Here is a 24528-nt window from a genome sequence, read left to right as displayed (position 1 = left end):
CGTGCCGTCGCCGCGCGCCATTTCCGGAAGGGTCTGCAAGTACTGGTAGGCCAGCATCTCGGGGGTGGGCTCGCCGGGTGTGACGCCACCGCCGCCGCCCGCGCAGTCACCGGCGTCGCCGACACCGCCAGCGGGCGGTCAGCGCTGAGCAGCTGACGGGGCGCGCGGCCGCAGAATCGCGCTGCGCGTGCGATTCTGCGTCTGCTCGCCAAACTCACGGCGTGTCCGGACCCTTCGCCGTCATCGCCGCGAACAGCGCCAGGAACGACGCCGCCGGAAGGGCGTTGACCACCTTGTCCCGCACCCGGATGTGCGCCCCGAGTGCACAAACGAAATACAACGTCAGCAATGCCGTCGTCAGCCTCGCCAACGCGGGGAACCGGTTCACCGACAGCAGACCGACTGCCGAGACGGCCTTGACCACCGGCAGGACCGGGCGCACGTTGACCGGGAGCCCGACCGTGTCCAAGGACTGCTTGATGGGCGGCAGCGGGACGGCGCAAGCCACCGCGTCGCCCGCCTGGAAAGCAGCAAGGGCCGCATAGGTTTTCGGTGAAGTCAAAGCACTCATTGCGCAATCCTATTGGGTCAGCTGCGGCGGTACTCCCGGCGGACCGTCCACGGGCTGGCGCGCTATCGCCTCGGCCTTGGCCACCGCCTGGGCGATCGCCGGGTCGGTTTCGGTGGAGAACCAGTCGGCGACTTCGGCGTCGTCGTCGGTGGCATGGCGGGGCGCGTCCTCGACCGGAGACGGCTGGAACCGGAAAACGCCGTCCTCGCCCGGCGCGCCCAGCAATCGCGTGAATCCCTGCAGCGCCGCGCTGAAGTCGCTGGGCACCACCCACACCTTGTTGGCGTCGCCGCGCGCCATTTCCGGAAGGGTCTGCAAGTACTGGTAGGCCAGCATCTCGGGGGTGGGCCGGCCGGCCTTGATCGCAGCAAACGTCTTCTCGATCGCCTTGGCCTGCCCCTGCGCTCGCAGGTAGGCCGCGGCGCGCTCACCCTGGGCCCGCAGCATGCGGGACTGCCGGTCGGCCTCAGCGGCCAGGATGGCGGCCTGCTTGGCGCCCTCGGCGGCCAGGATCTGCGCCTGCTTGTTGCCTTCGGCTTGCTTGATCGCCGCCTCCCGGGTGCCTTCGGCGGTCAAGATCATCGCCCGCTTCTCCCGGTCGGCCTTCATTTGCTTTTCCATCGAGGCCTGGATCGAGGGCGGCGGGTCGATGCTGCGCAACTCCACTCGCGCGACACGTAGACCCCAGCGGCCGGTGGCCTCGTCGAGCACACCGCGCAGCTTGGTGTTGATCTGGTCGCGCGAAGTCAGGGTCTGCTCCAGCGTCATGCCGCCGACCACGTTGCGCAGCGTGGTCGTGGTGAGCTGCTCGACGCCGACGATGTAATTGCTGATTTCATAGACCGCCGCCTGCGGCACGGTGACCTGGAAGTAGACCACCGTGTCGATGTTGAGAGTCAGGTTGTCCTCGGTAATGACCGGCTGCGGCGGGAAGGACACCACCCGCTCGCGCAGGTCCACCCGGGCCCGGATCCGGTCGATGAACGGCACCAGCAACGTCAGCTGCCCACTGACGGTGCGGCTGTACCGGCCGAGCCGTTCGATCACCGCGGCCTCGGCCTGCGGGATCAGCGCAATCGACTTGGCGACCACCACGATCGTGAAGATCACCAGGACGACGAAAAACACCACTAGAAGAGTTCCACCCGGACCCACCAAAGTTCCTTTCTCGCAGGGTTATTCGTTCTTGAAGACCGCTTAGACGTTTTTGAATACCACTGCCGTGGCACCGTCGATGTGGATCACGGTCACCGACTCTCCAGGCTCGTAGACGTCGCCGTCGTTCATCGGGCGTGCCGTCCACACTTGGCCGTCAAGTTTTACTTGGCCCTCCTGGCTGGCCACCCGATCAAGCACCAACGCCTGCTTGCCCTCGAGTGCCTTGACGCCGGTCTGGATTTTCGTCGCGGGCGTCAGCCGCCGCCGCAGCGAGGGCCGCACCAATGCCAGCAACAGAACCGAGACCACCAGGAACGTCACGCCGTCGGCCCACAGCGGCCAATCAGTCAGCCAGCTGGTCCCGGCCGCGGCAAGCGCGCCACCGCTGAGCATCAACAAGAACATATCGCCGGTCAGCGCTTCTGCACCGGCCAGCACCAGGGCGAAGGTCAGCCAGATCAGCGCGACGGGCATGCGGTCAGAATACGCGTGATCAGCCTTCGCGGGGACGAACAACTACACTGCGAGATCATGTGGTGTCCAAGTGTTTCGCTGTCGCTATGGGCCAACGCCTGGCTGGCCGGCAAGGCCGCGCCCGACGACGTCCTCGACGCCTTATCACTCTGGGCGCCAACGCAATCGGTGACCGCCTATGATGCGGTCGCGGCAGGCCACACCGGTCTGCCCTGGCCCGACGTGCATGATGCGGGCACCGTCTCGCTGCTGCAGACGCTGCGGGCAGCAGTCGGTCGGGCCCGGATGCACGGAACCGTGAATGTCGTGTTGCCGGTGCCCGGTGACGTGCGGGGGCTGGCGCCGGGCACGCAGTTCGAGCGCGATGCGCTTGCCGTGGGTGAGGCGGTGATCGTCACCGACCCCGACGCCCCGGCAACCGCCATCGGACTGGTGCCGGAGTTCGGTTACGGCGAAGCCGGCTCCGACGACGATTCACCCGAATTGTGCGCGCTGACTTGGATGGTGTACTCGCTGCCGGGCGCCTCCGCGTACGAGCATCACGAATTGGGCGACGCCGAATACGCGCTGCGTTCGGCGGTGCGCTCGGCCGCCGACGCCCTGGGCAGCATCGGCCTGGGGTGTGCCGCGAGCGATGTCGCCGACCCACGGGGCCTGGTCGAGCAGATGCTGGAATCCTCTCGGCAGCACCGGATTCCCGACCATGCACCGCCACGCGCATTGCGAGTTTTGGAGAACGCCTCGCACGTGGACGCGATCATCGCGGTCAGCGCCGGGCTGAGCCGGTTGCCGACTGGAAATTCGTCGTCGGAAACGCAGATAGCCAGTGATGCGCTGCGGCCGCTTGCGGCGGTGGTGCGCTCGGCGCGTATGGCCGCTGTCAGCGCGATCCTGCGTTCGGCCTGGCCCGGTTAGTGGACGGTTGTCTGTCGGGGTGAACGGGCAGCTTTTGGCGTGAGCCCAGGGCTTTTGGCGTGAGCCCAGGGCTTTAAGCGTGAACCCATGGCTTCTGGTGTGAATCCAGGGATTTCCCGGTGAAACCAGGGCGGCATCTGGGCGATTTTCTCGCCCTGGTTTCACGCCCAACGCCGACGTTTCACTCCCAACGCCCACGTTTCACACGCAGGGGAGCAATGCCCAGGCGATGTCCCGGCCTCAACGGTGGCGACCGCGGCGCGCGGCTTCGCCGCGCTTGCGATCACCACTAGCTCGATGGTGGCGACCCGCCACCCGACCCCCCGCGCGCAGCTTCGCCGACGGATGCGACGCAGTGCGGTGGACGGCACGGCTCACCGTTGCTGCTGGCCAGACACCCGGGCACCGGATCGGGCCCGCTGACCCGGGTCGGCGCGCGGCCGCTCCGCAGCTCGTCGATCAAATCCGCAGCCAGCGCGGCGAATCGGCGATCAGCGTTGGGAGTGGCGGCCCGGGCGAATGCCATACCCGCCGCCTCCGCCTGTAATCGCAGCTCGTGGTCGAGGTCCCAGACCACCTCGATGTGGTCGGCGACGAAGCCGACGGGACAGACGATCACGGACTTCGTTCCCGCCTGCGCCAACGCCGCGAGATGGTCGGCAACGTCGGGCTCCAGCCAGGGAACCTGCGGCGGGCCAGATCTCGACTGCCAGGCCAGGTCGTAGTCCGCGTATCCCGCAGCTCCCGCGACCAGCCTTGCGGCGTAAGCGACTTGGCTGCTGTAGAGGTTGGGACCGCAGCGCCGGTCAGCGGCGACGGGAATGGAATGTGCCGTGAAGACCAACCGCGCATCAGCAGGCACGGTTCCGGCAGCCGCGGCGATCGCTTCGGCGAACATCTCGACGAAGAGGGGATGGTCGAAATACGGCCGGAGCTTTACCAGTTCGGGTGCATCCAGACCAGCCGACCGTCGGGCCCGGGCGATGTCCTCGACATACTGCGTGCAACTGGAATAGCCGCTCCACGCCGATGTAGTGAACACCGCTGCACGGCGAATAGCGTTGTCGCGCATGGCCGCAACGGTGTCTTCTACGTAGGGCTCCCAGTTGCGGTTGCCGAAGTACACCGGTAGGTCCTGTGCCGCCCGCAGTTCGGTAATCAGCGCGCGGTTGATCCCGTTGATCGGTGATACGCCGCCGAAATGCATATAGTGCTCGGCCACGGCGTCCAGCCGCTCGGCGGGCACGTCACGGCCCCGCGTGACATTCTCCAGAAACGGCCGCACCTGCTCGGGGCCCTCCGGGCCGCCAAAGGACAACAACAGGACGGCATCGAAAAGCATTGCCGGCTACAGCAATTGGGTAGCCGCACCGCCGTCGGCGAAGATCACGGTCCCCGTCGTGGCCGGCAACCAGTCCGAAAGCAGCGCGCACACCGTCTTGGCGACCGGCGTCGGATCCTTCATGTTCCAGCCCAGCGGCGCCCGCTGGTCCCAGCCGTCCTCGAGCAGCTTTATCTGGGCGCCGGCCTCGTCGCCGAGCGCACCGCCGACGATTGCGGCCATCGCCAGCGTCCGGATAGGCCCCGCCGCAACGAGATTCGAGCGAACACCGTACTTGCCGGCTTCGCGGGCCACGAATCGATTGACCGATTCGAGCGCGCTCTTGGCAACGGTCATCCAGTTGTAGGCCGGCATCGCCCGGGTCGGGTCGAAGTCCATGCCGACAATGCCACCGCCGGGGTTCATGATCGGCAGCAGCGCCTTGGCCAGCGAGGCGTAGGAATACGCCGAGATGTGGATGCCTTTGGAGACGTCCTCGTATGGCGCGTCGAAGAAAGGGTTGATGCCCATTCCGGTCTGCGGCATGAAGCCGATCGAGTGCACCACACCGTCGAGCTTGTTGCCCTCCCCGATCACCTCCGTGACCCGGTCGGCAAGAGTCGCCAAATGCTCCTCGTTCTGTACGTCGAGCTCTAGCAGCGGCGCCTTTTCCGGCAGCCGGTCCACGATGCGCTGGATCAGCCGCAGCCGGTCAAAGCCGGTCAGCACCAGTTGAGCGCCTTGCTCCTGGGCCACCCGGGCAATGTGAAATGCGATCGACGAGTCGGTGATGATCCCGGTGATCAGGATTCGTTTGCCTTCGAGCAGTCCTGCCATGTCCGTCCTTCGAAGTTAGTGGCCCATGCCCATGCCGCCGTCGACCGGGATAACCGCACCGGAGATGTAACTGGCATCCTCGGACGCCAGGAAGCTGACCGCTCCGGCGACCTCGGCGGCGGTACCGATGCGCTTCGCCGGTATGAACTCCAATGCCCCCTTTTGGATTCGCTCATCCAGCGCTCGGGTCATATCGGTGTCGATGTAGCCCGGGGCGACCACATTCGCGGTCACGTTGGCCTTCGACAACTCCCGGGAGATGGATCGGGCCATGCCGATCACGCCGGCCTTCGAGGCTGCGTAATTGGCCTGGTTGCCGATGCCCCACGTGCCGGATACCGAACCTATGAAAATCATTCGGCCGAACCGCTTTCGCTGCATGCTGCGCGAGGCCCGCTGAGCCACCCGGAACGCCCCGGTGAGGTTGGCGTCGATGACCTTTTCGAACCTCTCCTCGGTCATCCGGATGAGGAACGCGTCCGCGGATAGGCCAGCATTGGCCACCAGCACCTCGACCGAACCCTGGTGTTCCTCGACCTCTTTGAACGCGCGATCGACGGCATCGTTGTCGGTGACGTCGCACTCGACCCCGAACAGCCCCTCCGGCGCGCCCGACCCGCGGTGCGTGACGGCCACCTTGTGACCGTCGGCCGCCAGCCGCTGTGCTATGGCCAGGCCGATTCCCCGGTTTCCGCCCGTCACCAGCACAGAGCGGGATACGAAAGGGGGCCTTCCCCCGGCCGTGTCGTTGGCAGTTTCGGTGGCTGTGTCAGTCACCCCGACAACCTATCGTCCCGGCGCGGTAGGACTGAAATCGGCTCGCGGGTGCCTGGTTCGGGTCCGGGTGTGACGGTTTACTCACGCCAGAGGTCGCGCCTGGCGGTCCGGACGTTTCACCAGTCCCGCTCGTAGGCGCAGCGTGTGTAATGACGGCTTCGGCTGTGAATCCTCGGCGTTGGCAGTGAATCCCGCGCGGGAAAAATCGCCGGAATCCCGCCATGCGTTCACCCGCAAGGCCCGGGATTCACACCCAACGCCCGAGAATACGGATGTTGCCTGCGCCCGGCCGCTCAGTTCGGCAGCCGGCGGTTGATCAACAACGCCGCCAACGCTGCCAGCGCCAGCACCAGCGAGCCCAATCGCAGCCACCCGACACTGACGTCGCCCTTGATCGTCTCGTGGCCGATCTGCTCCTGCAGCGTCGCGTACACCTCCTTCAACTCCTGCAGGGTCGCGGCGCTGTAGGCATTACCGCCGGAAAGCTGGGCCACCTTCTTCATCGTCTCGTCGTCGACAGGCACCGGCTGACGCTGATCGTTGATTTCGACGAACCCGTAGGGGGTGCCGAACGAGATCGTCGAAATCGGCACGCCCTGATCCTTGGCGGTACGCGCGGCGGTGTAGGCACCCTTCGGGTTGTCCGGGTTGGTCGGCATCGTCTCCTTGCCGTCGGAGAACAACACGATGCGCGCCGGGGGCGGGGTGTCGCCGCCGCCGATCACCGCACCGACGGTGGCGATGGCTTGCAGGGCGGTGAAGATGGCCTCCCCGGTGGCGGTGCGGTCGGCGAACTGCAATTTGTCCAGGCCGGCCTTGGTCGCGCCGCGGTTTGTGGTCGGCTGCACCAGCACGGTCGCGGTGCCCGCATAAGCGATAAGCCCCAGGTTGATACCCGGGGTCAGCTCGTCGGCGAACTGCTTGGCAGCCTCCTGCGCGGCAGCCATCCGGTTGGGTGCGACGTCGGTGGCGCGCATCGACTGCGACACGTCGATCACCAGCATCACCACCGCACGGTTGCGCGGAATCTGGACGTCGGTCGTCGGCCCCGCCATCGCGATGGTGAACAGCAGCAACGACAGCACCAGCAGGACTGCCGGCACGTGCCGCCACTGGTTGGGCCGCTTGGGGGCGACGCTGTCCAGCAGCTCGGTGTTGGCGAACCGCAGCATCCGACGTTGGCGGGCCAGCTGCATCACCACGTACAGCACGGCCACGCCCACGACCACCAGAAGGAAAAGGAAATACCAGGCGTGTGCGAAGCCGGACAGCGTCATCGGTCCGAGCAGCGGCAGCGTCACTGGCGTCCCGCCAACGCGCCCCGCCTGCGGGACTCTACGAAACGCACGATGTCGGCGATCCAGTCCCGGTCGGTGCGCAGCGTCAACAGCGGCGCACCGCAGCTGCGCAGCGTGCGCGCCACCTCAGCACGATGAGCCGCGGCGGCCCTGGCGAAGTCGTCACGCAATTGCGCGTCGATGGTGTACTCGCGGGTGGCTCCGGTCTCAGCGTCCTGCAGGACGACCTCGCCGACGTCGGGAAGCTCGACGTCGCGGGGATCGAGCACCTCGATGCCCAGCACCTCGTGCCGTCCGGCTATCCCGCGCAGCGGACGAGTCCAGTTGATCGGCCCCAGGAAATCGCTGATGATGACGGCCATCCCGCGGCGGCGCTGGGGCCGGCGCAGCGCGTCGATGGTTCTGCCCAGATCACCACGCACTCCCTGCGGCGCCTTGGGCATGGTCGCGATGGTGCGCAGCAGCGTGTGCTGATGCTGGCGCCCGCTGCGAGCCGGCACCCGCGTGATGGTCGCGCCGTTGTCGATCAGCGCACCAAACCGGTTGCCGCCACCGCTGTTGAGGAAGTTGATGGCGGCCGCCGCGGCCACCGCCAGGTCGCGCTTCTCGCAGAAGGCGGTGCCGAAGTCCAGGCTGGCCGACAGGTCGACGACCAGCCAGGTCTCCAGTTCGCGGTCGGCGATCATCTGCCGGACGTGGGGATGGGTGGTGCGCGCTGTCACCGACCAGTCCATCCGGCGCACGTCGTCGCCGGGCTGGTACAGGCGCGACTCCCCCGGCTCCGAACCCGGGCCCGGTATCAGGCCAAGGTGATCGCCGTGCAGGACGCCGTCGAGCTTGCGTGTGACGGTCAGCTCGAGGGTGCGCAGTGCTGCCGCCAGCTTCGGGTCATCGATATCGCCGCGCTGCATCGACGGCGGATGACGAGCCGCGTTCGCCGGCGGCGCCTTGGATTCCGTCACCGACCGGCGACGGTTGCGGCGGTCGCGGTCTGCATCACCGGACTCACCGAATGTCCTTGCTGCGGAACGGCATTGATCTGCGGCATGGCGACGGTCTGCAGGACCCGGTTGATGACGATCTCCGACGAGATCTCGTCGGCAAGCGCGTCGTAGGTGAGCACCAACCGGTGGCGCAGCACGTCGGGGATGACGTCGACGACATCCTGCGGGATGACGTAGTCGCGGCCCCGCACTAGCGCCAGCGACCGCGCCGAGGCGATGATGCCCAGCGATGCGCGTGGGGACGCACCGAACGCGACCCAGCTCTTGACGTCGTTCATGCCGAGCTGCTCGGGATTGCGGGTGGCGAACACCACCCGCACCACATAGTCGACCAGGGCGTGGTGGACGAAGTTGTTGGCCGCGACGTCCTGCAACCGGACCAGGTCACCGGTGTTCAGGATCTGCTTGGGCTCCGGCGGCCGCACACCCATCCGGTAGATGATCTCGCGCTCTTCCTCCGGCGACGGGTAGCCGACATTGATCTTGAACAGGAAGCGGTCACGCTGCGCCTCCGGCAGCGGATAGACGCCCTCATGCTCGATCGGGTTCTGCGTGGCCATCACCAGGAAGGGGTTGGGCAGCGGGAAAGTCTTACCGCCGATGGACACCTTGCGTTCCTGCATGACCTCCAGCAACGCCGACTGCACCTTCGCCGGCGCTCGGTTGATCTCGTCGGCGAGCAGGAAGTTGGCAACCACCGGCCCGAGCTCGGTGTCGAACTCTTCCTTGCCCTGCCGGTAGATGCGGGTACCGATGATGTCGGTCGGCACCAGGTCGGGGGTGAACTGGATGCGCGAGAACGTTCCACCGACTACGCGGGCGAAGGTCTCGACGGCCAGCGTCTTGGCCACACCGGGCACACCCTCGAGCAACACGTGGCCTTTGGACAACAACCCGACCAGCATCCGCTCCACGAGCTGGTCCTGGCCGACAATGATCCGCTTGACCTCGAAGATGGCCCGTTCCAGCGTGTGTACCTCGGCGGCCAACCCGTCGGCCCCGCCCGGGCCACCTGCGCCTGCCTCATGGGCGCCCGCGCCCGGGTAACCGCCCGGGGGCAACCCACCTGCTGATGTCATCAACACCCTCCACAGCTCATTCAGACACGACTGCCAACACGACCGAATGTCGCGGGGCAGCGACGTGCCCGCGTTCAACTATTCCAGGCCGCTTGGATTCCGTCGACGCCACCGGTCCCAGCGCCGCGACCCTGAACGTGCTCGCGGGGCAAGTCAACCCCACTCCGCGGGGTCAGTACTCGATGATCCGGGTCAGAAACGGCGTCATTCCGGGCTTGCGCACTGGGCTCACGGTGACCTTGCCAGCGAGACTGGATGCCTCCAGCATCTGGCCGTTGCCCAGGTACAACGTGACGTGCTGGCTGCCGTTCGGACCGTAAAAGATCAGGTCACCGCGCCTGGCCTCGTTCTGCGGGATGTGGCGGCCGGCGTTGTACTGGTCGCCGGAGAACCGCGGGATCAGCACGCCGACCCCGGCGAAGGCGTAGCGCATCAGGCCTGAGCAGTCGAAGCCGTTGATGTTGGCGCCGTCGCCGACACCCTTACTCGGGCCCTCCAGCGAGCCACCCCCCCAGGAATAGGGAACGCCCATCTGAGAGCCGGCCCGCCGAATCACGTACTCGATGGCCTGCCGCCCGTTGGCCCGGGGGATCCGGCTGGGGCTGGTGGTCTCGGCGGCCGGGGCACCGCCGAGGTTGATGCCGAGCCCGCCGAGGAACTGCTTACCCAAGTCGAACGTGGTCTGAGTGGCTTGAGCCGTGGCCTGCAGGGAGGCGTTGGCGACGGCGAGCGGATCGCCGGGCGCCCCGGCACTGATCGTTGCCGGCAGGGTGGGGTCCCACTGGCCCGGATCGGCGGTGGCGCCCGGCGCCACCGAGAAGAGCAGCCCGGTCACCACGGTGGTGATCCAGGCCAGGTTGACCAGGTGAAACAGTCTGCGGCACATAGCTCCTCGTCAGAAATCGATGTAGCGGACCACGAAGGGCGTCATGCCACTGGTGCGCACCGGCGCGACGCGCACCTTCAAGCCGACGTCGGGAGCCTCGAGCATCTGACCGTCGCCGAGGTAGATCGTCACGTGCTGGCTACCGCCCGGGCCGTAGAAGATGACGTCGCCGCGGCGCATCTGCGCAGACGGGATCTTGCGGCCCATGTTGTATTGCGAACCCGAGTAGTGCGGCAGCTTGATGCCCACCCCGGCGAACGAGTACAGGACCAGGCCCGAGCAGTCGAAGCCGGTGATGCCGGCGCCGGAGTCGATCCCCTTGCTCGGCCCGGCCGCGTTTCCGCCTCCCCAGGAATAGGGCACCCCGATCTGCGACATCCCGCGCCGGATCACGTACTCGGAAGCCTGACGTCCATAGACCCGCGGAATCCGGCTCGGACCGCTGGGCGCATTGGTGATGCCGGTGTCGTTGGGCTTGAGGATGCCGATCTGCTGCAGGAAGTTGCGCCCCATCTGGGCGGTGACCTGGGTCGACGTGGCCGACACACCCAGCACCTGGTTGATCACCGCGATCGGGTCGCCGGGAACGTTGGCGCTGGGAATCGCCGGCAACGTGGGGTCCCAACCGTCCCACATGCGGCCGCCGGGCGGCGGTCCCCCAGGTGCTCCGGGATCCCAACGGTCGCCCGACGCCGGCACCGCGGGGGTCCCGCCTCCGGCAGACCAGCGGGCCGCTTCGAGCCTGGCCTGTGCCGCATCACGTTCGGCGGCAAGGCGGTTCACCTGCTCGCGTTGTTGGTCGAACTTGCCCTGGGTTTCGGTGAGGGCTTTCACCGCGGCTTCCTGGCTGGACTTGGCATCGGCGGCCGCCTTGTCCGCCTTCTGCTTGGCCAGTCGCGCCGCGGACTCCTTGTTCACCTGTTCCGTTCGGGCGCGCATCAGGTTGGCCATCATCGTCTTGGAGCCGGCGGTCAGGGTCTGAGCGGCAGCGGCGGTGGCGATGATCTCGTCGGGGCTTTTCGCGCTCAGGTAGCTGCCCGGCGGGCCGCCCATGTAGGTGGCCGCCGCGAAACCGTTGAACCGTCGTTGGGCGGCGGCGATAGCCGTGTTGGCGTCTTTGACCGACTGCTGGCTGGTCTCGAGCTCGTGCTGGGCGGCGCTGGCGTTGTCACGTGCGGTCTCCACGTCGACCAGTGCCTTGTTGACGCTTTGTTGTTCGGTCTGGATTTCGGCGCTCAGATCTTCCAGCCGCTGGTTGGCCTTGGCGACCTCGGCGATCAGCGCGCCCATCGTGTCCGCACCGGGATCGGCTGAGCCCGGACCGGCCGCCAGCCCGGTCGAGCAAACCAGCAGGACCACGCTCAGGATCGACGGAATGGCCGGCCGGACCAACCTTGCGGCTGGTCGCGGAACACAGCCACGACGGTTCCGTCTCATTCGCAGGTCTCCTACGGCTTAACGCACACGGGCGGCGCAGGTCACATTTTTCACACAAAGCGCCAAAGACAACAGGAGCATCATTTGCACCGTACGTCACATCTGACGCCGTGGAAACGTGAGTCACGAACTGCGTTCTGGAAGTGTGTTTAATGTGACCGAATGGTGATCTGCGGCGTTTGCCGCGCAGAATGCGCAGAGCTCGCCGGGCCGGTCCTGGGATGTCCGGAAACGATGAAAGCGCGTGCTTAAACGCCTTGGGCGGGTTCTTCCACGTCGGTTTCGTCAGCTTGCGTCGAGGTTGCTGATCGGCGGCTGCGCAGCCGCATGAATCGAGTTCCGACCGCCGCGGCCAACACCCCTAGCAGCAGGAAAATCGTCAACCCAGTCCAGGGAAACTCCGGAGTTTCCAACTCGTGCAAAAAGTTATTCGCCGACTGCACGGGATTGCCCGTCTTGGAGTGGTCTTCGCCGGCCTCGAGCGTGACTCGCGGATAGTGCGTGCTGTAGCTGCCGACGAAGCTGGGGCTGAGCGTCAGCACCGTCGAATCCGGGTAGTCGGCGCCGACCACGGTGGCGATGTCCCGCAGCGGAGTGTCATTGGGCGGGTTGTGGTCGAGCAGCACGATCTTGAGGTTGATGCCTTCGCCGTGCGCCTTGTCGAGAACCCGTAGCAGCCCCGGCATCGCCTCCGGCGGCGCGCTGACACCGCTCGCCTTCACCTGGGCCTTGATCAAGGTCATGTCCACGTCGTGCGGGATGTAAAGCGGCAGCAGGTGCCCGGTCATACAGGCACCGTACGCGACTGGCACGGCCTGCTGCCGAGGCGGTGGTTGCGTGCCGGCCGTCGCGACATTGCCTGACGGCTTTCGCGGTGAACTCTGGGCGTTCGGTGTGAATCCAGGGCGTTGGGTGTGAGCTCACCGCGTCGATTCGGCGATTTCTCCGCCCGGGATGCACACGCCAAGCCCACGTTTCACGCTGAAAGCCAAGAATTCACCCCAGTTGACCGGCTCGGCGAGTCACCGGAAAGGCTTCCCACGCGCGCCCCGCCCGACAAGACTGAACGATGAGTGCTCGCTATTGCAGGACAAGCGTACTGTTAAAGTAGCACTGCCCCGTCGACCAGCCCGTCGGCGGAAGAACTAAATCCCGGGAGTTGATGTGACTAGCAAAGATTCGGTGAACTCGTTCGGAGCCCGCGACACCCTCGAGGTCGGCGATAAGAGTTACCAGATCTACCGTCTCGACGCCGTCCCCAACACCAAGAAACTCCCCTACAGCCTCAAGGTCCTGGCCGAGAATTTGCTGCGCAACGAGGACGGCAGCAACATCACCAAAGAACACATCGAGGCCATCGCCAACTGGGATCCCGACGCAGAGCCCAGCATCGAGATCCAGTACACGCCGGCGCGCGTGGTCATGCAGGACTTCACCGGCGTGCCCTGCATCGTGGATTTGGCCACCATGCGCGAGGCCATCGGCGATTTGGGCGGCAAGCCCGAGAAGGTCAACCCGCTGGCGCCGGCCGACCTGGTGATCGATCACTCCGTGATCGCCGACCTGTTCGGCCGGGAGGACGCCTTCGAGCGCAATGTCGAGATCGAGTACCAGCGCAATGGTGAGCGCTACCAGTTCCTGCGCTGGGGGCAGGGCGCATTCGACGACTTCAAGGTGGTCCCCCCGGGGACAGGGATCGTGCATCAGGTCAACATCGAATACCTGGCGCGGGTGGTCATGTCCCGCGCCGACGGCGAGGGAAAAACAACTGCCTACCCCGACACCTGCGTGGGCACCGACTCGCATACCACGATGGTCAACGGCCTCGGGGTGCTCGGCTGGGGCGTGGGTGGTATCGAAGCCGAGGCCGCCATGCTCGGCCAGCCGGTGTCGATGCTCATCCCGCGGGTCGTCGGCTTCAAGCTGACCGGTGAGATCCAGCCGGCCGTCACGGCCACCGACGTCGTGCTGACCGTCACCGAAATGCTGCGCAAGCACGGCGTCGTCGGCAAGTTCGTCGAGTTCTACGGCGAGGGCGTGGCCGAGGTGCCGCTGGCCAATCGCGCCACACTGGGCAACATGAGCCCCGAATTCGGTTCCACCGCAGCCATTTTCCCGATCGACGAAGAAACTATCTCGTATCTGAAGTTCACCGGCCGCAGCGACAAGCAAGTGGCGCTGGTCGAGGCGTACGCCAAAGAGCAAGGCATGTGGCACGACCCCAAGCACGAGCCGAAGTTCTCCGAATACCTCGAGCTCGACCTGTCCGACGTGGTGCCGTCAATCGCCGGGCCGAAGCGCCCGCAGGACCGCATCGCGCTGAAGGACGCCAAATCCACCTTCCGCGAACAGATTTGCGACTACGTCGGTGACGACCCCGACAAGAAGGAGTACTCCAAGCTCGACGAAACGGTCGACGAGTCGTTCCCGGCCAGCGATCCGGGCCAACCGTCGAACGGCCATGCCGACGACCACGCCGACAAGGTGGAATCGGCCGCCAAGAACGCCAAGGGCCGGGTGAGCAGCCCGGTAACCGTCAAGTCCGACGAACTCGGCGAATTCGTGCTCGACCACGGCGCGGTGGTGATCGCCGCGGTCACGTCGTGCACCAACACCTCCAACCCCGAGGTGATGCTGGGCGCAGCGCTGTTGGCCCGCAACGCCGTCGAGAAGGGGCTGGCTGCCAAGCCTTGGGTGAAGACGACGATGGCGCCGGGCTCGCAGGTGGTCAACGACTACTACGACAAGGCCGGCCTGTGGCCGTACCTGGAAAAGCTCGGCTTCTACCTTGTCGGCTACGGCTGCACCACCTGTATCGGCAACTCCGGCCCGCTGCCCGAGGAGATCTCGAAGGCGGTCAACGACAACGATCTTTCGGTCGCCGCCGTGTTGTCCGGCAACCGCAACTTCGAAGGCCGCATCAACCCCGACGTCAAGATGAACTACCTGGCCTCGCCGCCACTGGTGGTCGCCTACGCGCTCGCCGGAACCATGGACTTCGACTTCGACGAGCAGCCGCTCGGGACCGACGAAGACGGCAATGACGTCTTCCTGAAAGACATTTGGCCCTCCCAGCAGGACGTCTCCGACACCATCGCATCGGCGATCAACCAGGAGATGTTCACCAAGAACTACGCCGACGTGTTCAAGGGCGACGAGCGCTGGCGCAACCTGCCGACCCCGAGCGGCAATACCTTTGAGTGGGACCAAGATTCGACGTACGTGCGCAAGCCGCCGTACTTCGAGGGAATGTCGGCGGAGCCTGAGCCGGTCAGCGACATCAAAGGCGCTCGGGTGCTGGCGCTGCTGGGTGACTCGGTGACCACCGACCACATCTCCCCCGCCGGCGCCATAAAGCCGGGCACCCCAGCCGCGCAGTATCTCGACGAGCACGGCGTGGAACGCAAGGACTACAACTCCTTCGGCTCGCGCCGCGGCAATCACGAGGTGATGATTCGCGGCACGTTCGCCAACATCCGGCTGCGCAACCAACTGCTCGACGACGTTGCCGGTGGCTACACGCGCGACTTCACTCAGGATGACGCACCCCAGGCGTTCATCTACGATGCGGCGCAAAACTATGCGGCAGAAGACATTCCGCTGGTGGTGTTGGGCGGCAAGGAATACGGGTCCGGCTCCTCTCGCGACTGGGCGGCCAAGGGCACGTTGCTGTTGGGTGTGCGCGCGGTGATCACCGAGTCGTTCGAGCGCATCCACCGCTCCAACTTGATCGGCATGGGGGTCATCCCGCTGCAGTTCCCCGACGGGGAGTCCGCCGAGTCGCTGGGTCTGGACGGCACCGAAGTCTTCGACATCACCGGCATCGAGGAGCTGAACAACGGCAAGACGCCCAAGACGGTGAAGGTCAAAGCCAGCAAGGAAACCGGCGGGGACCCCGCCAATGTGGTGGAGTTCGATGCCAAGGTTCGCATCGACACCCCCGGCGAGGCCGACTACTACCGCAACGGCGGCATCCTGCAGTACGTGCTGCGCAACATGCTGAAGTCCGGCTGACCCCGGACTCGGCCAATCGTGCCCAAGGTCAGCGAGGACCACTTGGCGGCTCGCCGCCGTCAGATCCTCGACGGCGCTCGCCGTTGCTTCGCCGAATACGGCTACGACAAAGCGACAGTCCGGCGTCTGGAACAGGCGATCGGAATGTCGCGCGGCGCGATCTTCCATCACTTCCGGGACAAGGATGCGCTGTTTTTCGAGCTGGCACACCAGGACGCGGAACGGATGGCCGACGTCGCGTCACGCGAGGGCCTGATCCAGGTGATGCGCGACATGCTCGCCGCCCCAGAGCAGTTCGACTGGCTGGCCACCAGGTTGGAGATCGCCCGCAAGCTGCGCAACGACCCCGAGTTCAGCCGCGGATGGGCGGAACGGTCCGCGGAGCTGGCCGCGGCGACGACCGATCGGCTGCGCAGACAGAAGGAGGCCCACCGGGTACGCGACGACGTTCCGGGCGACGTGTTGCAGTGCTATCTGGAACTGGTGCTGGACGGGCTGGTGGCCCGGCTGGCGTCAGGCGAAGACCCGCAACGGCTCACCGCTGTCCTCGATCTGGTGGAAAACTCGGTGCGGCGCCACTGATTTCACTCGCGAGCAGACGCAAAATCCCCCGACACGCCGCGGTATTAGGAAAGTTTGCGTCTGCTCGGCACGGGTGGCCTAGCCGCGACGCGAACGTGGTTCGGGCCGCCGCGGCCGCGCATCGTGGTGCCCGATTCGAGCAGCATGCTGTGCACGGATCCGTATGACCTGCCGGTGGTGGCCACCAGCTTGCGGATGCTGGCCCCGCCTTCATAGGCATCGCGCAGTTCGTGCAACACCTGATCGCGTGTCTTCTTCGACTTCCTGGTCGGGTTTCTCACGGGGCCCCCCTCCACGGCGCAACACGATCGGCAAGCACTTAGCGTAGAAAGCTGTCGCCGATAGCGCGGCGGTTTCGCCGAAACTGTTTGCGGCCCGGCAATTAATCAGGCCAGCTCGATGAGGTCCCGGTACTCGTCGGACCAATAGCCCTCGGTGCCATCGGGCAACAGCACGACGCGCTGCGGGTCCAGCGCCTCGGCAGCCCCGGGGTCGTGCGTCACCAGTACCACCGCGCCGCGATAGCTGCGCAGCGCGTCGAGCACTTGCTCGCGGGAGGCGGGGTCGAGGTTGTTGGTCGGCTCGTCGAGCAACAAGACGTTGGCCGTGGACGCCACCAGGCCGGCGAGCGCGAGCCGGGTTTTCTCTCCACCGGACAGCGTGCCCGCGGGTTGGTCCAGCTGCGGACCGCTGAACATGAATGCCCCGAGCAGGCCGCGCAGATCCTGTTCGCCGGATTCGGGTGCGGCGTGCCGGATGTTCTGCCAGACGGTCGCGTCGTTGTCCAGAGTGTCGTGCTCCTGCGCGAAATAACCGATGCGCAAACCGTGTCCGGGTTCGAACACCCCGGTGTCGGGCTTCTCGACGCCGGCCAGCAGTCGCAGCAGGGTGGTCTTGCCGGCGCCGTTGAGTCCCAGCACCACCACCCGCGAACCGCGGTCGATAGCCAGATCGACACCGGTGAACACCTCAAGTGACCCGTAACTCTTGCTCAAGGCCCGGGCCACCAGCGGCGTGCGACCGCACGCGGCCGGCGTCGGGAACTTGATCCGCGCCACCTTGTCGGCGACCCGCTCTTCGTCCAGCGCGGCCATCATCCGATCCGCGCGACGCAACATGTTTTGCGCCGCAACGGCTTTGGTGGCCTTGGCGCCCAGCTTGGCGGCCTGGGTACGCAGCGCCGCCGCCTTGCGTTCGGCGTTGGTGCGTTCCCGGCGGCGACGCTGTTCGTCGGTGGCCCGGGCGTCGAGATACTTCTGCCACCCCATGTTGTAGATGTCGACCTCGCCGCGCACGGCATCGAGGTACCACACCCGGTTGACGACGTCGGCGATCAAGTCGACGTTGTGGCTGATGACCACCAGACCCCCAGTGTGGGTCCGCAGGAAATCCCGAAGCCAACCGAGCGAATCCGCGTCAAGGTGGTTGGTCGGCTCGTCGAGCAGCAGTGTGGTGGACGATCCAGCGCCGGTGTCGGATGCGGCGAACAGGATCCGCGCCAATTCGACGCGGCGGCGCTGACCGCCGGACAGCGTGCGCAGTTGCTGCGTGAGCACCCGTTCGGGCAGGCCGAGGCTGGCGCAGATGCGGCCGGCTTCGCTTTCGGCACCGTAGCCGCCGAGCGCGACGAAACGTTCCTCGAGCTGACCGTAACGACGGATCGCGCGATCGCGTGCGTCGTCGTCGGCAACCTCGGCCATCAGTGCCTGCTGCTTCTCAAGGTCGGTCAGCAGCACGTCCAACCCGCGGGCGGACAATACCCGGTCGCGGGCCAGCACGTCGAGGTCGCCCCCTTTGGGATCCTGTGGCAGGTAACCGATTTCGCCCGTTCGGGTGACTGACCCCGCGTATGGTTCGGTTTCACCGGCCAGGATCCGCAGCGTGGTGGTCTTGCCCGCGCCGTTGCGGCCGACCAATCCGATGCGGTCGCCGGGCTGTACCCGCAGGGCCGGCCCGTCGGGCGAGAGCAGGATACGAGCCCCAGCGCGGACCTCCAGGTCCGTAGCCGTGATCACGATCGAGCTCCCGTTGGTTACTTGTCGTCGGTGAATACCGGCGGTCGTCGTTCCGCGCGCGCGGCAACCGCTTCTTCGAAGTTGGCGGTGAGCAGACGGACGAAAAGCTGTCCCAAGCCTTCGGCTTGCATATGCCCTTCCAGGCTACCGGCGTCCAGTCCACTCCACAGTGTGCGTTTGGTCAACTCGATTCCCGGGCGGGAGAACATCGCGATCCGCGCCGCGATCGCATAGCAGGTGTCGAGCAGCTGGCCCTCCGGCACCTGATTCGACACCAGGCCGATCCGCTCGGCCTCCTCGGCGCTGACGTCGCGGCCGGTCAGCATGATCTCGAACGCGCGTGAGGACCCGATAGCCCTGGGCAGCAGGTAGCTCAGCCCCAGTTCGCTGGCGGTCAGCCCGTTGTTGATGCCGGCGGCCCGAAAATAGGCGGTGGTCGAGGCCACCCGGATGTCGGCGGCCAGCGCAAGGCACAGTCCGCCGCCGATGGCCGGCCCGTTGACCGCGGCGATCACCGGCTGGTGCAGCCGGCGCAGCGCCAGGATGACGTCGTCGAGTAGCTCCATGGATCGCAGCGCATACGTCGGCCTGGTCAGACCTTCGACGTTGGGCACCGTCCCCGCGGACTTGTGATCGGCACCGGAGGAGAACCCCCGGCCCGCACCGGTCAGCACGACCACCCGCACGGAATTGTCGTAGGTGACCTGCTCCAGCGCCTCCTTGAGTGGCACCATGACGTCGAACGCCATCGAGTTCATCCGCTCGGGCCGGTTGAGGGTTATCAGTGCGACCCCGGGGCGCGGGTGTTCAACGAGGACCAAATTCACCTTAGAAAGGTAGCGCGTGTCTGAGACGGCGCTGCGTCAGACTTCTCGCGGTTCTTGCACTTCTGCGGCGTCCACGTCGAAAGCCTTGACCTGCTGTACCAAGTCCTCCAGCGCTGCCGGCGGCAGGGCCCCGGGCTGGTTGAACAACAGCTTGCCCTTCTTGAACGCCATCAGCGTGGGAATGGACCGGATCTGGGCCGCCGCGGCCAGCTGCTGTTCGGCTTCGGTGTCGACTTTGGCATGCACCACGTCGGGGTGCTTCCGCGACGACGCCTCGAATGTCGGCGCGAATGCCCGGCACGGTCCGCACCAGGATGCCCAGAAGTCGACCAGCACGATGTCGTTGCTGTTGATGGTTTCGTTGAACTGCTCAGCAGTGAGGTCTTGGGTAGTCACGTCCCGGTAACGCAGGGCGACGATCCTATTGTTCCCGGCCCTCATGGGCGAGCAACTGAAGCAGCTGGCGCGACGGCTCAGCACCGCTGCTCGCAGGTTACGGTTGCGTACATTTTCCCAAGTCAGACACACTTAGCACACGATCAGACGCCTTCTTCACCGATCAGCGAGGTAACTGCCTTGGGCCACTACATCGCCAACGTCCGCGATCTCGAGTTCAACCTGTTCGAGGTCCTCGACGTAGGCGCTGTCCTGGGCACCGGACAGTACAGCGACCTGGACGCCGACACCGTCCGGACAATTTTGACGGAAGCCGCTCGCCTGGCTGAAGGACCGATCGCCGAATCGTTTGCCCACGCCGACCGCAACCCACCGGTATTCGACCCGACCACACATTCCATCAGCGTGCCGGCCGAGCTGGCCAAGTCGGTCGAGGCGATCAAAGAAGCCGGGTGGTGGCGACTGGGGTTGCCCGAGGAGATCGGTGGCATCGCCGCTCCGCCGCCGCTGACCTGGGCGGTCAACGAGCTGATCTACTGCGCCAATCCCTCTGCCTGCTTCTTCCTCCTGGGCCCACCGATGGCGCGAGCGCTCTACATCGAGGGCAATGAGGAGCAGAAACGTTGGGCGGCCGAAGGCATGGAGCGCGGCTGGCAGGCCACCATGGTGCTCACCGAACCCGATGCGGGCTCCGACGTGGGTGCCGGCCGGACCAAAGCCATCCAGCAGCCCGACGGGACTTGGCACATCGAGGGCGTCAAACGGTTCATCTCCGGCGGAGACGTCGGCGATACCGCCGAGAACATCTTTCATCTGGTGCTGGCCCGGCCCGAAGGCGCCGGTCCGGGTACCAAAGGTTTGAGCCTGTTCTACGTGCCGAACTACCTCTTCGATCCCGAGACCTTCCAACTCGGTTCCCGCAATGGGGTTTTCGTCACCGGGCTGGAACACAAGATGGGTCTGAAGTCGTCGCCGACGTGCGAATTGACTTTTGGCGCAACCGATGTGCCGGCGGTCGGCTACCTGGTGGGCGATGTGCACAACGGAATCGCGCAGATGTTCACCGTGATCGAGAGCGCCCGCATGACCATCGGCGTCAAGGCGTCCGGCACACTGTCCACCGGCTACTTGAACGCCCTGGCCTATGCGAAAGAGCGGATTCAAGGCGCGGATATGACGCAGATGACCGACAAGACCGCGCCGCGCGTCACGATCATGCACCACCCCGACGTGCGCCGCAGCCTGATGACGCAGAAGGCCTACGCCGAGGGTCTGCGGGCACTGTATCTGTATGCGGCAGCACACCAGGATAACGAAGTCGCACAACGGGTTTCGGGTGCAGACCCGGACATGGCACACCGCGTCGACGATCTGCTGTTGCCAATCGTCAAGGGCGCGAGCTCGGAACGGGCCTTCGAGATCCTGACCGAATCGCTGCAGACGCTGGGCGGCTCGGGCTTCCTGACCGACTACCCGATCGAACAGTACCTGCGCGACTCCAAGATCGACTCGCTCTACGAGGGCACCACCGCCATCCAGGCCCTGGACTTCTTCTTCCGCAAGATCGTTCGTGACCACGGTCAGGCGCTGCAGCATGTGACCGCCCAAATCAACCACACCATTGAGCACTGTCATGAGTCGCTGAAGCCGCAAGTCGAGTTCCTGCAAACGGCTCTCGAAGACGTGACGGCGATGACGGGTGCGCTGACCGGGTACCTGATGTCCGCCGCCGAACAGCCCACCGAGATTTACAAGGTCGGCCTCGCCTCCGTTCGATATCTGCTGGCAGTCGCCGACCTGCTCATCGGCTGGCGACTGCTGGCGCAGGCCGACATCGCGCGCGCCGCGCTGGAGGGCGGGCCCACTGCCGGCGACGAAGCCTTCTATCAGGGCAAGATCGCGACCGCCGCGTTCTTCGCGAAGAACATGTTGCCCAGGCTGACGTCGTTGCGCGGCATCATCGATTCGATCGACGACGAGATCATGAGGCTGCCCGAGGAAGCCTTCTAACACACAGTCTGCGCACAGGTCCGTGAGGTAAACCCGATCGTCGAGATCACCTCACGAACGGAGATACGTTGATGTCTGCCATGTCGGCGCGACTGAGCCGGGTCGCGATCCTCGCCGTGACCGGCGCCACCGCGCTTTCCCTCGCGGCTTGCAGCTCGACCAGCAACCCACCGAGCGCGACCTCGTCAGCAGGGACCACCGCGGCCTCCCCTGGGACCTCGGGTGCCAACACGCCCTCTGCTACGCCGCCAAGTGGTGAGGCGCAGGTAAGCGGGCTGATCGCGTCGGTGTCGGGCAGCTCCGCGCAGGTCACCCAGAAAAGCGGTAATGCGACGGTCAACTTCACCGGGTCAACCAAAGTCACCGAGGTCAGCACGGCAGCGCTGACCGACGTCACCCCGGGCAGCTGCGTCAGCATCCGGTCGGCCCACGGGTCTCATGGCGGCAAGCCGATCACCGCGGCAACCGTGCGCGTCAGCCAGGCCGTTGACGGCAAATGCCCGACGGGCAAGGAGTCTGCGCCGGATTCGACGACTACTGCACCATCCAGCCCGTCGCCGACGCCCAGTCCGTCTACCCCGTCTGGAAAGAAGCCGGACGTCGCCGGCACCGTTGCCTCCGTTTCGGGTAACACCATCAACGTCACCGGCACCGATGCGAACGGCAATCCCTCACAGACCGCAGTGATGGTCGACGACAAGACCAGATACACCAAGCGGGCACCGGCCGACACCCAGGCGATCGCTCAGGGCAAGTGCATGACAGCCAAGGGCACCAAGGACAGTGCCGGCGCGTTGCAGGCGACGACGATCAACTTGCGACCGGCCAACAACGGTAAATGCGGGCGCGACTAGTTGCGTGGATTTCAGACGGTGAAGCCCAGGGCGCGCAGCTGTTCGCGCCCGTCCTCGGTGATCTTGTCCGGCCCCCACGGCGGGTTCCACACCCAGTTGATCCGCAGGTCGCTGACCAGGCCGCTGCCGACCAGCGCGCTGCGCGACTGGTCTTCGATGACATCGGTCAACGGGCACGCCGCCGATGTCAGCGTCATGTCTATCAGCGCGACGGTGCCGTCGTCGCCCTGCTCGACACCCATGCCGTAGACGAGTCCCAGGTCGACGACGTTGATCCCCAACTCGGGGTCGACGACGTCGCGCATGGCCTCTTCGAGGTCAAACAGCAATTCGTCATCCGGTGCGCTGGCTTCGCTCATCCTTGACCTCCTCCCGGGCCGCGCTGGCCTGGACCAATGCATCTTTGAAAGCCATCCATCCGAGCAACGCGCACTTCACCCGCGCCGGGTATTTGGCTACACCGGCGAACGCTACTCCGTCGCCCAGGATCGCCTCGTCGCCCGGGACGTTTCCGCGCGAGGACACCATTTCGGTGAACGCCTCGATGGTCTTCAGCGCCTCCGGCACGCTCTGACCGATCACCTGCTCGGCGAGCACCGACGTCGAGGCCTGGCTGATCGAACAGCCCTGCCCGTCGTAGGAGACGTCGGCAACGCCGGCGCCGTCGTCAGACAGCGCGACCCGCAGCGTGACCTCGTCGCCGCATATCGGGTTGACGTGAAAAACCTCGACGCCGAACGGTTCTCGTAACCCGCGACGATGCGGATGTTTGTAGTGATCGAGGATCACGTCCTGATACATCTGCTCCAGGCGCACGTCAGGCCCCCCCGAAGAAGTCCAGCGCACGCCGCACACCTGCCACCAGGCGGTCGACCTCGTCGAGCGTGTTGTACACCGCGAACGACGCGCGCGCGGTGGCCGCCAGGCCGAACCTGCGGTGCAGCGGCAGAGCGCAGTGATGCCCGACTCGCACGGCCACACCGTCGTCGTCGAGCACCTGCCCGACGTCGTGCGCATGCACGCCGTCGACGACGAATGACACCGGCGAGCCACGGTTTTCCATGGATGCCGGTCCGATGATGCGGACACCGTCGATTCCGGACAGGCCCGCCAGCGCAGCGGTTACCAGCTCGCGTTCGTGAGTCTCGGCCGCCTCCATGCCGATGGCGCCCAAATATTTTGCCGCCGCGGCCAACCCGACGACCTGAGAAGTCATCGGGGTACCGGCCTCGAACCGTTGCGGCGGCGGTGCATAGGTTGAGCCTTCCATGGCGACCGTCTCGATCATGGAACCGCCGGTGAGAAACGGCGGCATTGCTTCCAGCAGTTCACGGCGAGCGTACAGCACCCCGATCCCGTTGGGGCCCAGCATTTTATGGCCGGAGAACGCGGCGAAGTCGACGTTCAGCGCGTGCAGGTCGACCGGCCGGTGCGGCACCGACTGGCAGGCGTCCAGCACGGTGAGCGCACCAACTTCTTTGGCGCGGGAGACCAGTTCGTGCACCGGCCCCAGCACGCCCGTCACATTCGAATGATGGCTGAAGGCAATGACTTTGACGCGTTCGTCGAGTTGCAGCGAGTCCAGGTCGATACGGCCCTCGTCGGTGACGCCGTACCAGCGCAAGGTGGCTCCGCTGCGTCGGGCCAGCTCCTGCCACGGGACCAGGTTGGCGTGGTGTTCGAGTTCGGTGGTGACGATAACGTCACCGGGTCCGACGGCGCGCTCGAAACGGTTGTCGCCCAGCACATACGAGACGACATTGAGTGATTCGGTGGCATTCTTGGTGAACACCAGCTCGTCTGCGTCGGCGCCGACGAAGGCCGCGATCTCGGCGCGTCCCTGCTCGTAGGCGTCGGTGGCCTCTTCCATCAACTGATGCGCTCCGCGGTGTACCCCGCCGTTGGAGGTCGTCAGGAACTCGCGCTCGGCGTCCAGGACCTGCAGCGGGCGCTGAGCCGTCGCACCGGAATCCAGATAAGCCAACTGTTTTCCGCCGCGCATGACACGCTTCAGAATCGGGAAATCGGCACGGATCGCCGCAATGTCAAGCGGCGTCACAGAGGCATTCATGG

The 24528-nt window shown here is 65.8% G+C and carries 24 protein-coding genes and 1 pseudogene; 5 read left to right on the top strand and 20 right to left on the bottom strand.

Features of this window, described 5'->3' with window-relative positions:
* From A9W99_RS27770 to A9W99_RS12645, 4 genes and pseudogenes are all read right to left on the bottom strand, one after another.
* A pseudogene (locus tag A9W99_RS27770) lies at nucleotides 1-84 on the bottom strand (hypothetical protein); the annotation flags it as partial.
* Nucleotides 85-214: 130 nt separating this feature from the next.
* Nucleotides 215-571, bottom strand: a complete 357-nt coding sequence (locus tag A9W99_RS12655) for a DoxX family protein (RefSeq protein ID WP_067377798.1) — start codon at nucleotides 569-571, stop codon at nucleotides 215-217.
* Between the two features lie 9 nt (nucleotides 572-580).
* A complete protein-coding gene (locus A9W99_RS12650; RefSeq protein WP_067377795.1) occupies nucleotides 581-1702 on the bottom strand; it encodes an SPFH domain-containing protein in 1122 nt (373 codons plus the stop codon).
* A gap of 66 nt (nucleotides 1703-1768) precedes the next feature.
* The gene (locus tag A9W99_RS12645) at nucleotides 1769-2203 is read right to left on the bottom strand and encodes an NfeD family protein (RefSeq protein ID WP_067377792.1); all 435 of its coding nucleotides are present in this window, start codon (nucleotides 2201-2203) and stop codon (nucleotides 1769-1771) included.
* Nucleotides 2204-2260: 57 nt separating this feature from the next.
* Between A9W99_RS12645 and A9W99_RS12640 the strand changes: the two genes are divergently transcribed.
* Nucleotides 2261-3118, top strand: a complete 858-nt coding sequence (locus tag A9W99_RS12640; RefSeq protein WP_067377841.1) for a hypothetical protein — start codon at nucleotides 2261-2263, stop codon at nucleotides 3116-3118.
* Nucleotides 3119-3407: 289 nt separating this feature from the next.
* On the opposite strand, the gene A9W99_RS12635 is transcribed toward A9W99_RS12640, so the two are convergent.
* From A9W99_RS12635 to A9W99_RS12595, 9 genes are all read right to left on the bottom strand, one after another.
* Nucleotides 3408-4460, bottom strand: a complete 1053-nt coding sequence (locus tag A9W99_RS12635) for a ferrochelatase (RefSeq protein ID WP_067377790.1) — start codon at nucleotides 4458-4460, stop codon at nucleotides 3408-3410.
* A 6-nt stretch (nucleotides 4461-4466) separates the two neighbouring features.
* Nucleotides 4467-5276 (bottom strand): NADH-dependent enoyl-ACP reductase InhA, encoded by an 810-nt coding sequence (inhA, locus tag A9W99_RS12630; RefSeq protein WP_067377787.1) that lies wholly within the window; start codon nucleotides 5274-5276, stop codon nucleotides 4467-4469.
* A gap of 15 nt (nucleotides 5277-5291) precedes the next feature.
* Nucleotides 5292-6053, bottom strand: coding sequence for a 3-oxoacyl-ACP reductase FabG1 (fabG1, locus tag A9W99_RS12625; protein WP_067377784.1), 762 nt, complete (start codon nucleotides 6051-6053; stop codon nucleotides 5292-5294).
* A 293-nt stretch (nucleotides 6054-6346) separates the two neighbouring features.
* Nucleotides 6347-7354 (bottom strand): VWA domain-containing protein, encoded by a 1008-nt coding sequence (locus A9W99_RS12620; protein ID WP_067377781.1) that lies wholly within the window; start codon nucleotides 7352-7354, stop codon nucleotides 6347-6349.
* Entirely contained in the window at nucleotides 7351-8313 is a 963-nt protein-coding gene (locus A9W99_RS12615; RefSeq protein ID WP_067377778.1) for a DUF58 domain-containing protein, read from the bottom strand. Before A9W99_RS12615 ends, A9W99_RS12620 begins: the two co-directional genes overlap by 4 nt.
* Complete coding sequence (locus A9W99_RS12610; protein ID WP_067377775.1) at nucleotides 8310-9434, bottom strand: MoxR family ATPase; 1125 nt, start codon at nucleotides 9432-9434, stop codon at nucleotides 8310-8312. Before A9W99_RS12610 ends, A9W99_RS12615 begins: the two co-directional genes overlap by 4 nt.
* 172 nt (nucleotides 9435-9606) lie before the next feature.
* Complete coding sequence (ripB, locus tag A9W99_RS12605) at nucleotides 9607-10320, bottom strand: NlpC/P60 family peptidoglycan endopeptidase RipB (protein WP_067377772.1); 714 nt, start codon at nucleotides 10318-10320, stop codon at nucleotides 9607-9609.
* A gap of 9 nt (nucleotides 10321-10329) precedes the next feature.
* Entirely contained in the window at nucleotides 10330-11757 is a 1428-nt protein-coding gene (gene ripA / locus A9W99_RS12600; protein ID WP_067377769.1) for an NlpC/P60 family peptidoglycan endopeptidase RipA, read from the bottom strand.
* Between the two features lie 248 nt (nucleotides 11758-12005).
* Complete coding sequence (locus A9W99_RS12595; protein WP_067377767.1) at nucleotides 12006-12545, bottom strand: DUF6676 family protein; 540 nt, start codon at nucleotides 12543-12545, stop codon at nucleotides 12006-12008.
* A gap of 376 nt (nucleotides 12546-12921) precedes the next feature.
* Here A9W99_RS12595 and A9W99_RS12590 point away from each other — a divergent pair, with 376 nt between their 5' ends.
* The gene (locus tag A9W99_RS12590) at nucleotides 12922-15771 is read left to right on the top strand and encodes an aconitate hydratase (protein ID WP_156623076.1); all 2850 of its coding nucleotides are present in this window, start codon (nucleotides 12922-12924) and stop codon (nucleotides 15769-15771) included.
* A gap of 18 nt (nucleotides 15772-15789) precedes the next feature.
* Entirely contained in the window at nucleotides 15790-16353 is a 564-nt protein-coding gene (locus tag A9W99_RS12585) for a TetR/AcrR family transcriptional regulator (protein WP_067377762.1), read from the top strand.
* 44 nt (nucleotides 16354-16397) lie between these two features.
* Here the strand turns inward: A9W99_RS12585 and A9W99_RS12580 are convergent, their stop codons facing one another.
* From A9W99_RS12580 to trxA, 4 genes are all read right to left on the bottom strand, one after another.
* Entirely contained in the window at nucleotides 16398-16634 is a 237-nt protein-coding gene (locus A9W99_RS12580) for a helix-turn-helix domain-containing protein (RefSeq protein ID WP_067377758.1), read from the bottom strand.
* Nucleotides 16635-16739: 105 nt separating this feature from the next.
* Nucleotides 16740-18368 carry an ABC-F family ATP-binding cassette domain-containing protein gene (locus A9W99_RS12575; RefSeq protein ID WP_067377755.1) on the bottom strand — a complete coding sequence of 543 codons (1629 nt, stop codon included), beginning with the start codon at nucleotides 18366-18368 and terminating at the stop codon, nucleotides 16740-16742.
* Nucleotides 18369-18385: 17 nt separating this feature from the next.
* Complete coding sequence (locus A9W99_RS12570) at nucleotides 18386-19195, bottom strand: enoyl-CoA hydratase (RefSeq protein ID WP_067377753.1); 810 nt, start codon at nucleotides 19193-19195, stop codon at nucleotides 18386-18388.
* A 36-nt stretch (nucleotides 19196-19231) separates the two neighbouring features.
* Complete coding sequence (trxA, locus tag A9W99_RS12565; RefSeq protein WP_067377750.1) at nucleotides 19232-19591, bottom strand: thioredoxin; 360 nt, start codon at nucleotides 19589-19591, stop codon at nucleotides 19232-19234.
* A 180-nt stretch (nucleotides 19592-19771) separates the two neighbouring features.
* Between trxA and A9W99_RS12560 the strand changes: the two genes are divergently transcribed.
* Complete coding sequence (locus A9W99_RS12560) at nucleotides 19772-21601, top strand: acyl-CoA dehydrogenase (RefSeq protein WP_067377747.1); 1830 nt, start codon at nucleotides 19772-19774, stop codon at nucleotides 21599-21601.
* Nucleotides 21602-21672: 71 nt separating this feature from the next.
* Nucleotides 21673-22455: a DUF5666 domain-containing protein gene (locus A9W99_RS12550; RefSeq protein WP_172828863.1), complete on the top strand. Its 783-nt coding sequence runs from the start codon at nucleotides 21673-21675 to the stop codon at nucleotides 22453-22455.
* 11 nt (nucleotides 22456-22466) lie between these two features.
* On the opposite strand, the gene A9W99_RS12545 is transcribed toward A9W99_RS12550, so the two are convergent.
* Genes A9W99_RS12545 through A9W99_RS12535 form a run of 3 tightly spaced genes read right to left on the bottom strand, consistent with a single transcriptional unit; the run spans nucleotide 22467 to nucleotide 24526 of the window.
* Nucleotides 22467-22814 carry a metal-sulfur cluster assembly factor gene (locus A9W99_RS12545; RefSeq protein WP_067377741.1) on the bottom strand — a complete coding sequence of 116 codons (348 nt, stop codon included), beginning with the start codon at nucleotides 22812-22814 and terminating at the stop codon, nucleotides 22467-22469.
* Complete coding sequence (sufU, locus tag A9W99_RS12540; protein ID WP_082929972.1) at nucleotides 22789-23256, bottom strand: Fe-S cluster assembly sulfur transfer protein SufU; 468 nt, start codon at nucleotides 23254-23256, stop codon at nucleotides 22789-22791. Before sufU ends, A9W99_RS12545 begins: the two co-directional genes overlap by 26 nt.
* 16 nt (nucleotides 23257-23272) lie before the next feature.
* Nucleotides 23273-24526: a cysteine desulfurase gene (locus A9W99_RS12535; RefSeq protein WP_067377736.1), complete on the bottom strand. Its 1254-nt coding sequence runs from the start codon at nucleotides 24524-24526 to the stop codon at nucleotides 23273-23275.
* Between the last annotated feature and the right edge of the window lie 2 nt (nucleotides 24527-24528).

It is taken from the genome of Mycobacterium sp. 1164966.3, assembly GCF_001665395.1.
GTDB lineage: Bacteria > Actinomycetota > Actinomycetes > Mycobacteriales > Mycobacteriaceae > Mycobacterium.
This window is presented reverse-complemented; position numbering and strand designations above follow the sequence as displayed.

Bases quoted from the DNA above. Each gene is read 5' to 3' on its own strand.
- A9W99_RS12655 (WP_067377798.1), bottom strand. From the start codon at position 571: ATGAGTGCTTTGACTTCACCGAAAACCTATGCGGCCCTTGCTGCTTTC.
- A9W99_RS12645 (WP_067377792.1), bottom strand. From the start codon at position 2,203: ATGCCCGTCGCGCTGATCTGGCTGACCTTCGCCCTGGTGCTGGCCGGT.
- A9W99_RS12640 (WP_067377841.1), top strand. From the start codon at position 2,261: ATGTGGTGTCCAAGTGTTTCGCTGTCGCTATGGGCCAACGCCTGGCTG.
- A9W99_RS12635 (WP_067377790.1), bottom strand. From the start codon at position 4,460: ATGCTTTTCGATGCCGTCCTGTTGTTGTCCTTTGGCGGCCCGGAGGGC.
- inhA (WP_067377787.1), bottom strand. From the start codon at position 5,276: ATGGCAGGACTGCTCGAAGGCAAACGAATCCTGATCACCGGGATCATC.
- A9W99_RS12610 (WP_067377775.1), bottom strand. From the start codon at position 9,434: ATGACATCAGCAGGTGGGTTGCCCCCGGGCGGTTACCCGGGCGCGGGC.
- ripB (WP_067377772.1), bottom strand. From the start codon at position 10,320: ATGTGCCGCAGACTGTTTCACCTGGTCAACCTGGCCTGGATCACCACC.
- ripA (WP_067377769.1), bottom strand. From the start codon at position 11,757: ATGAGACGGAACCGTCGTGGCTGTGTTCCGCGACCAGCCGCAAGGTTG.
- A9W99_RS12595 (WP_067377767.1), bottom strand. From the start codon at position 12,545: ATGACCGGGCACCTGCTGCCGCTTTACATCCCGCACGACGTGGACATG.
- A9W99_RS12550 (WP_172828863.1), top strand. From the start codon at position 21,673: ATGTCTGCCATGTCGGCGCGACTGAGCCGGGTCGCGATCCTCGCCGTG.
- A9W99_RS12545 (WP_067377741.1), bottom strand. From the start codon at position 22,814: ATGAGCGAAGCCAGCGCACCGGATGACGAATTGCTGTTTGACCTCGAA.
- sufU (WP_082929972.1), bottom strand. From the start codon at position 23,256: ATGTATCAGGACGTGATCCTCGATCACTACAAACATCCGCATCGTCGC.
- A9W99_RS12535 (WP_067377736.1), bottom strand. From the start codon at position 24,526: ATGAATGCCTCTGTGACGCCGCTTGACATTGCGGCGATCCGTGCCGAT.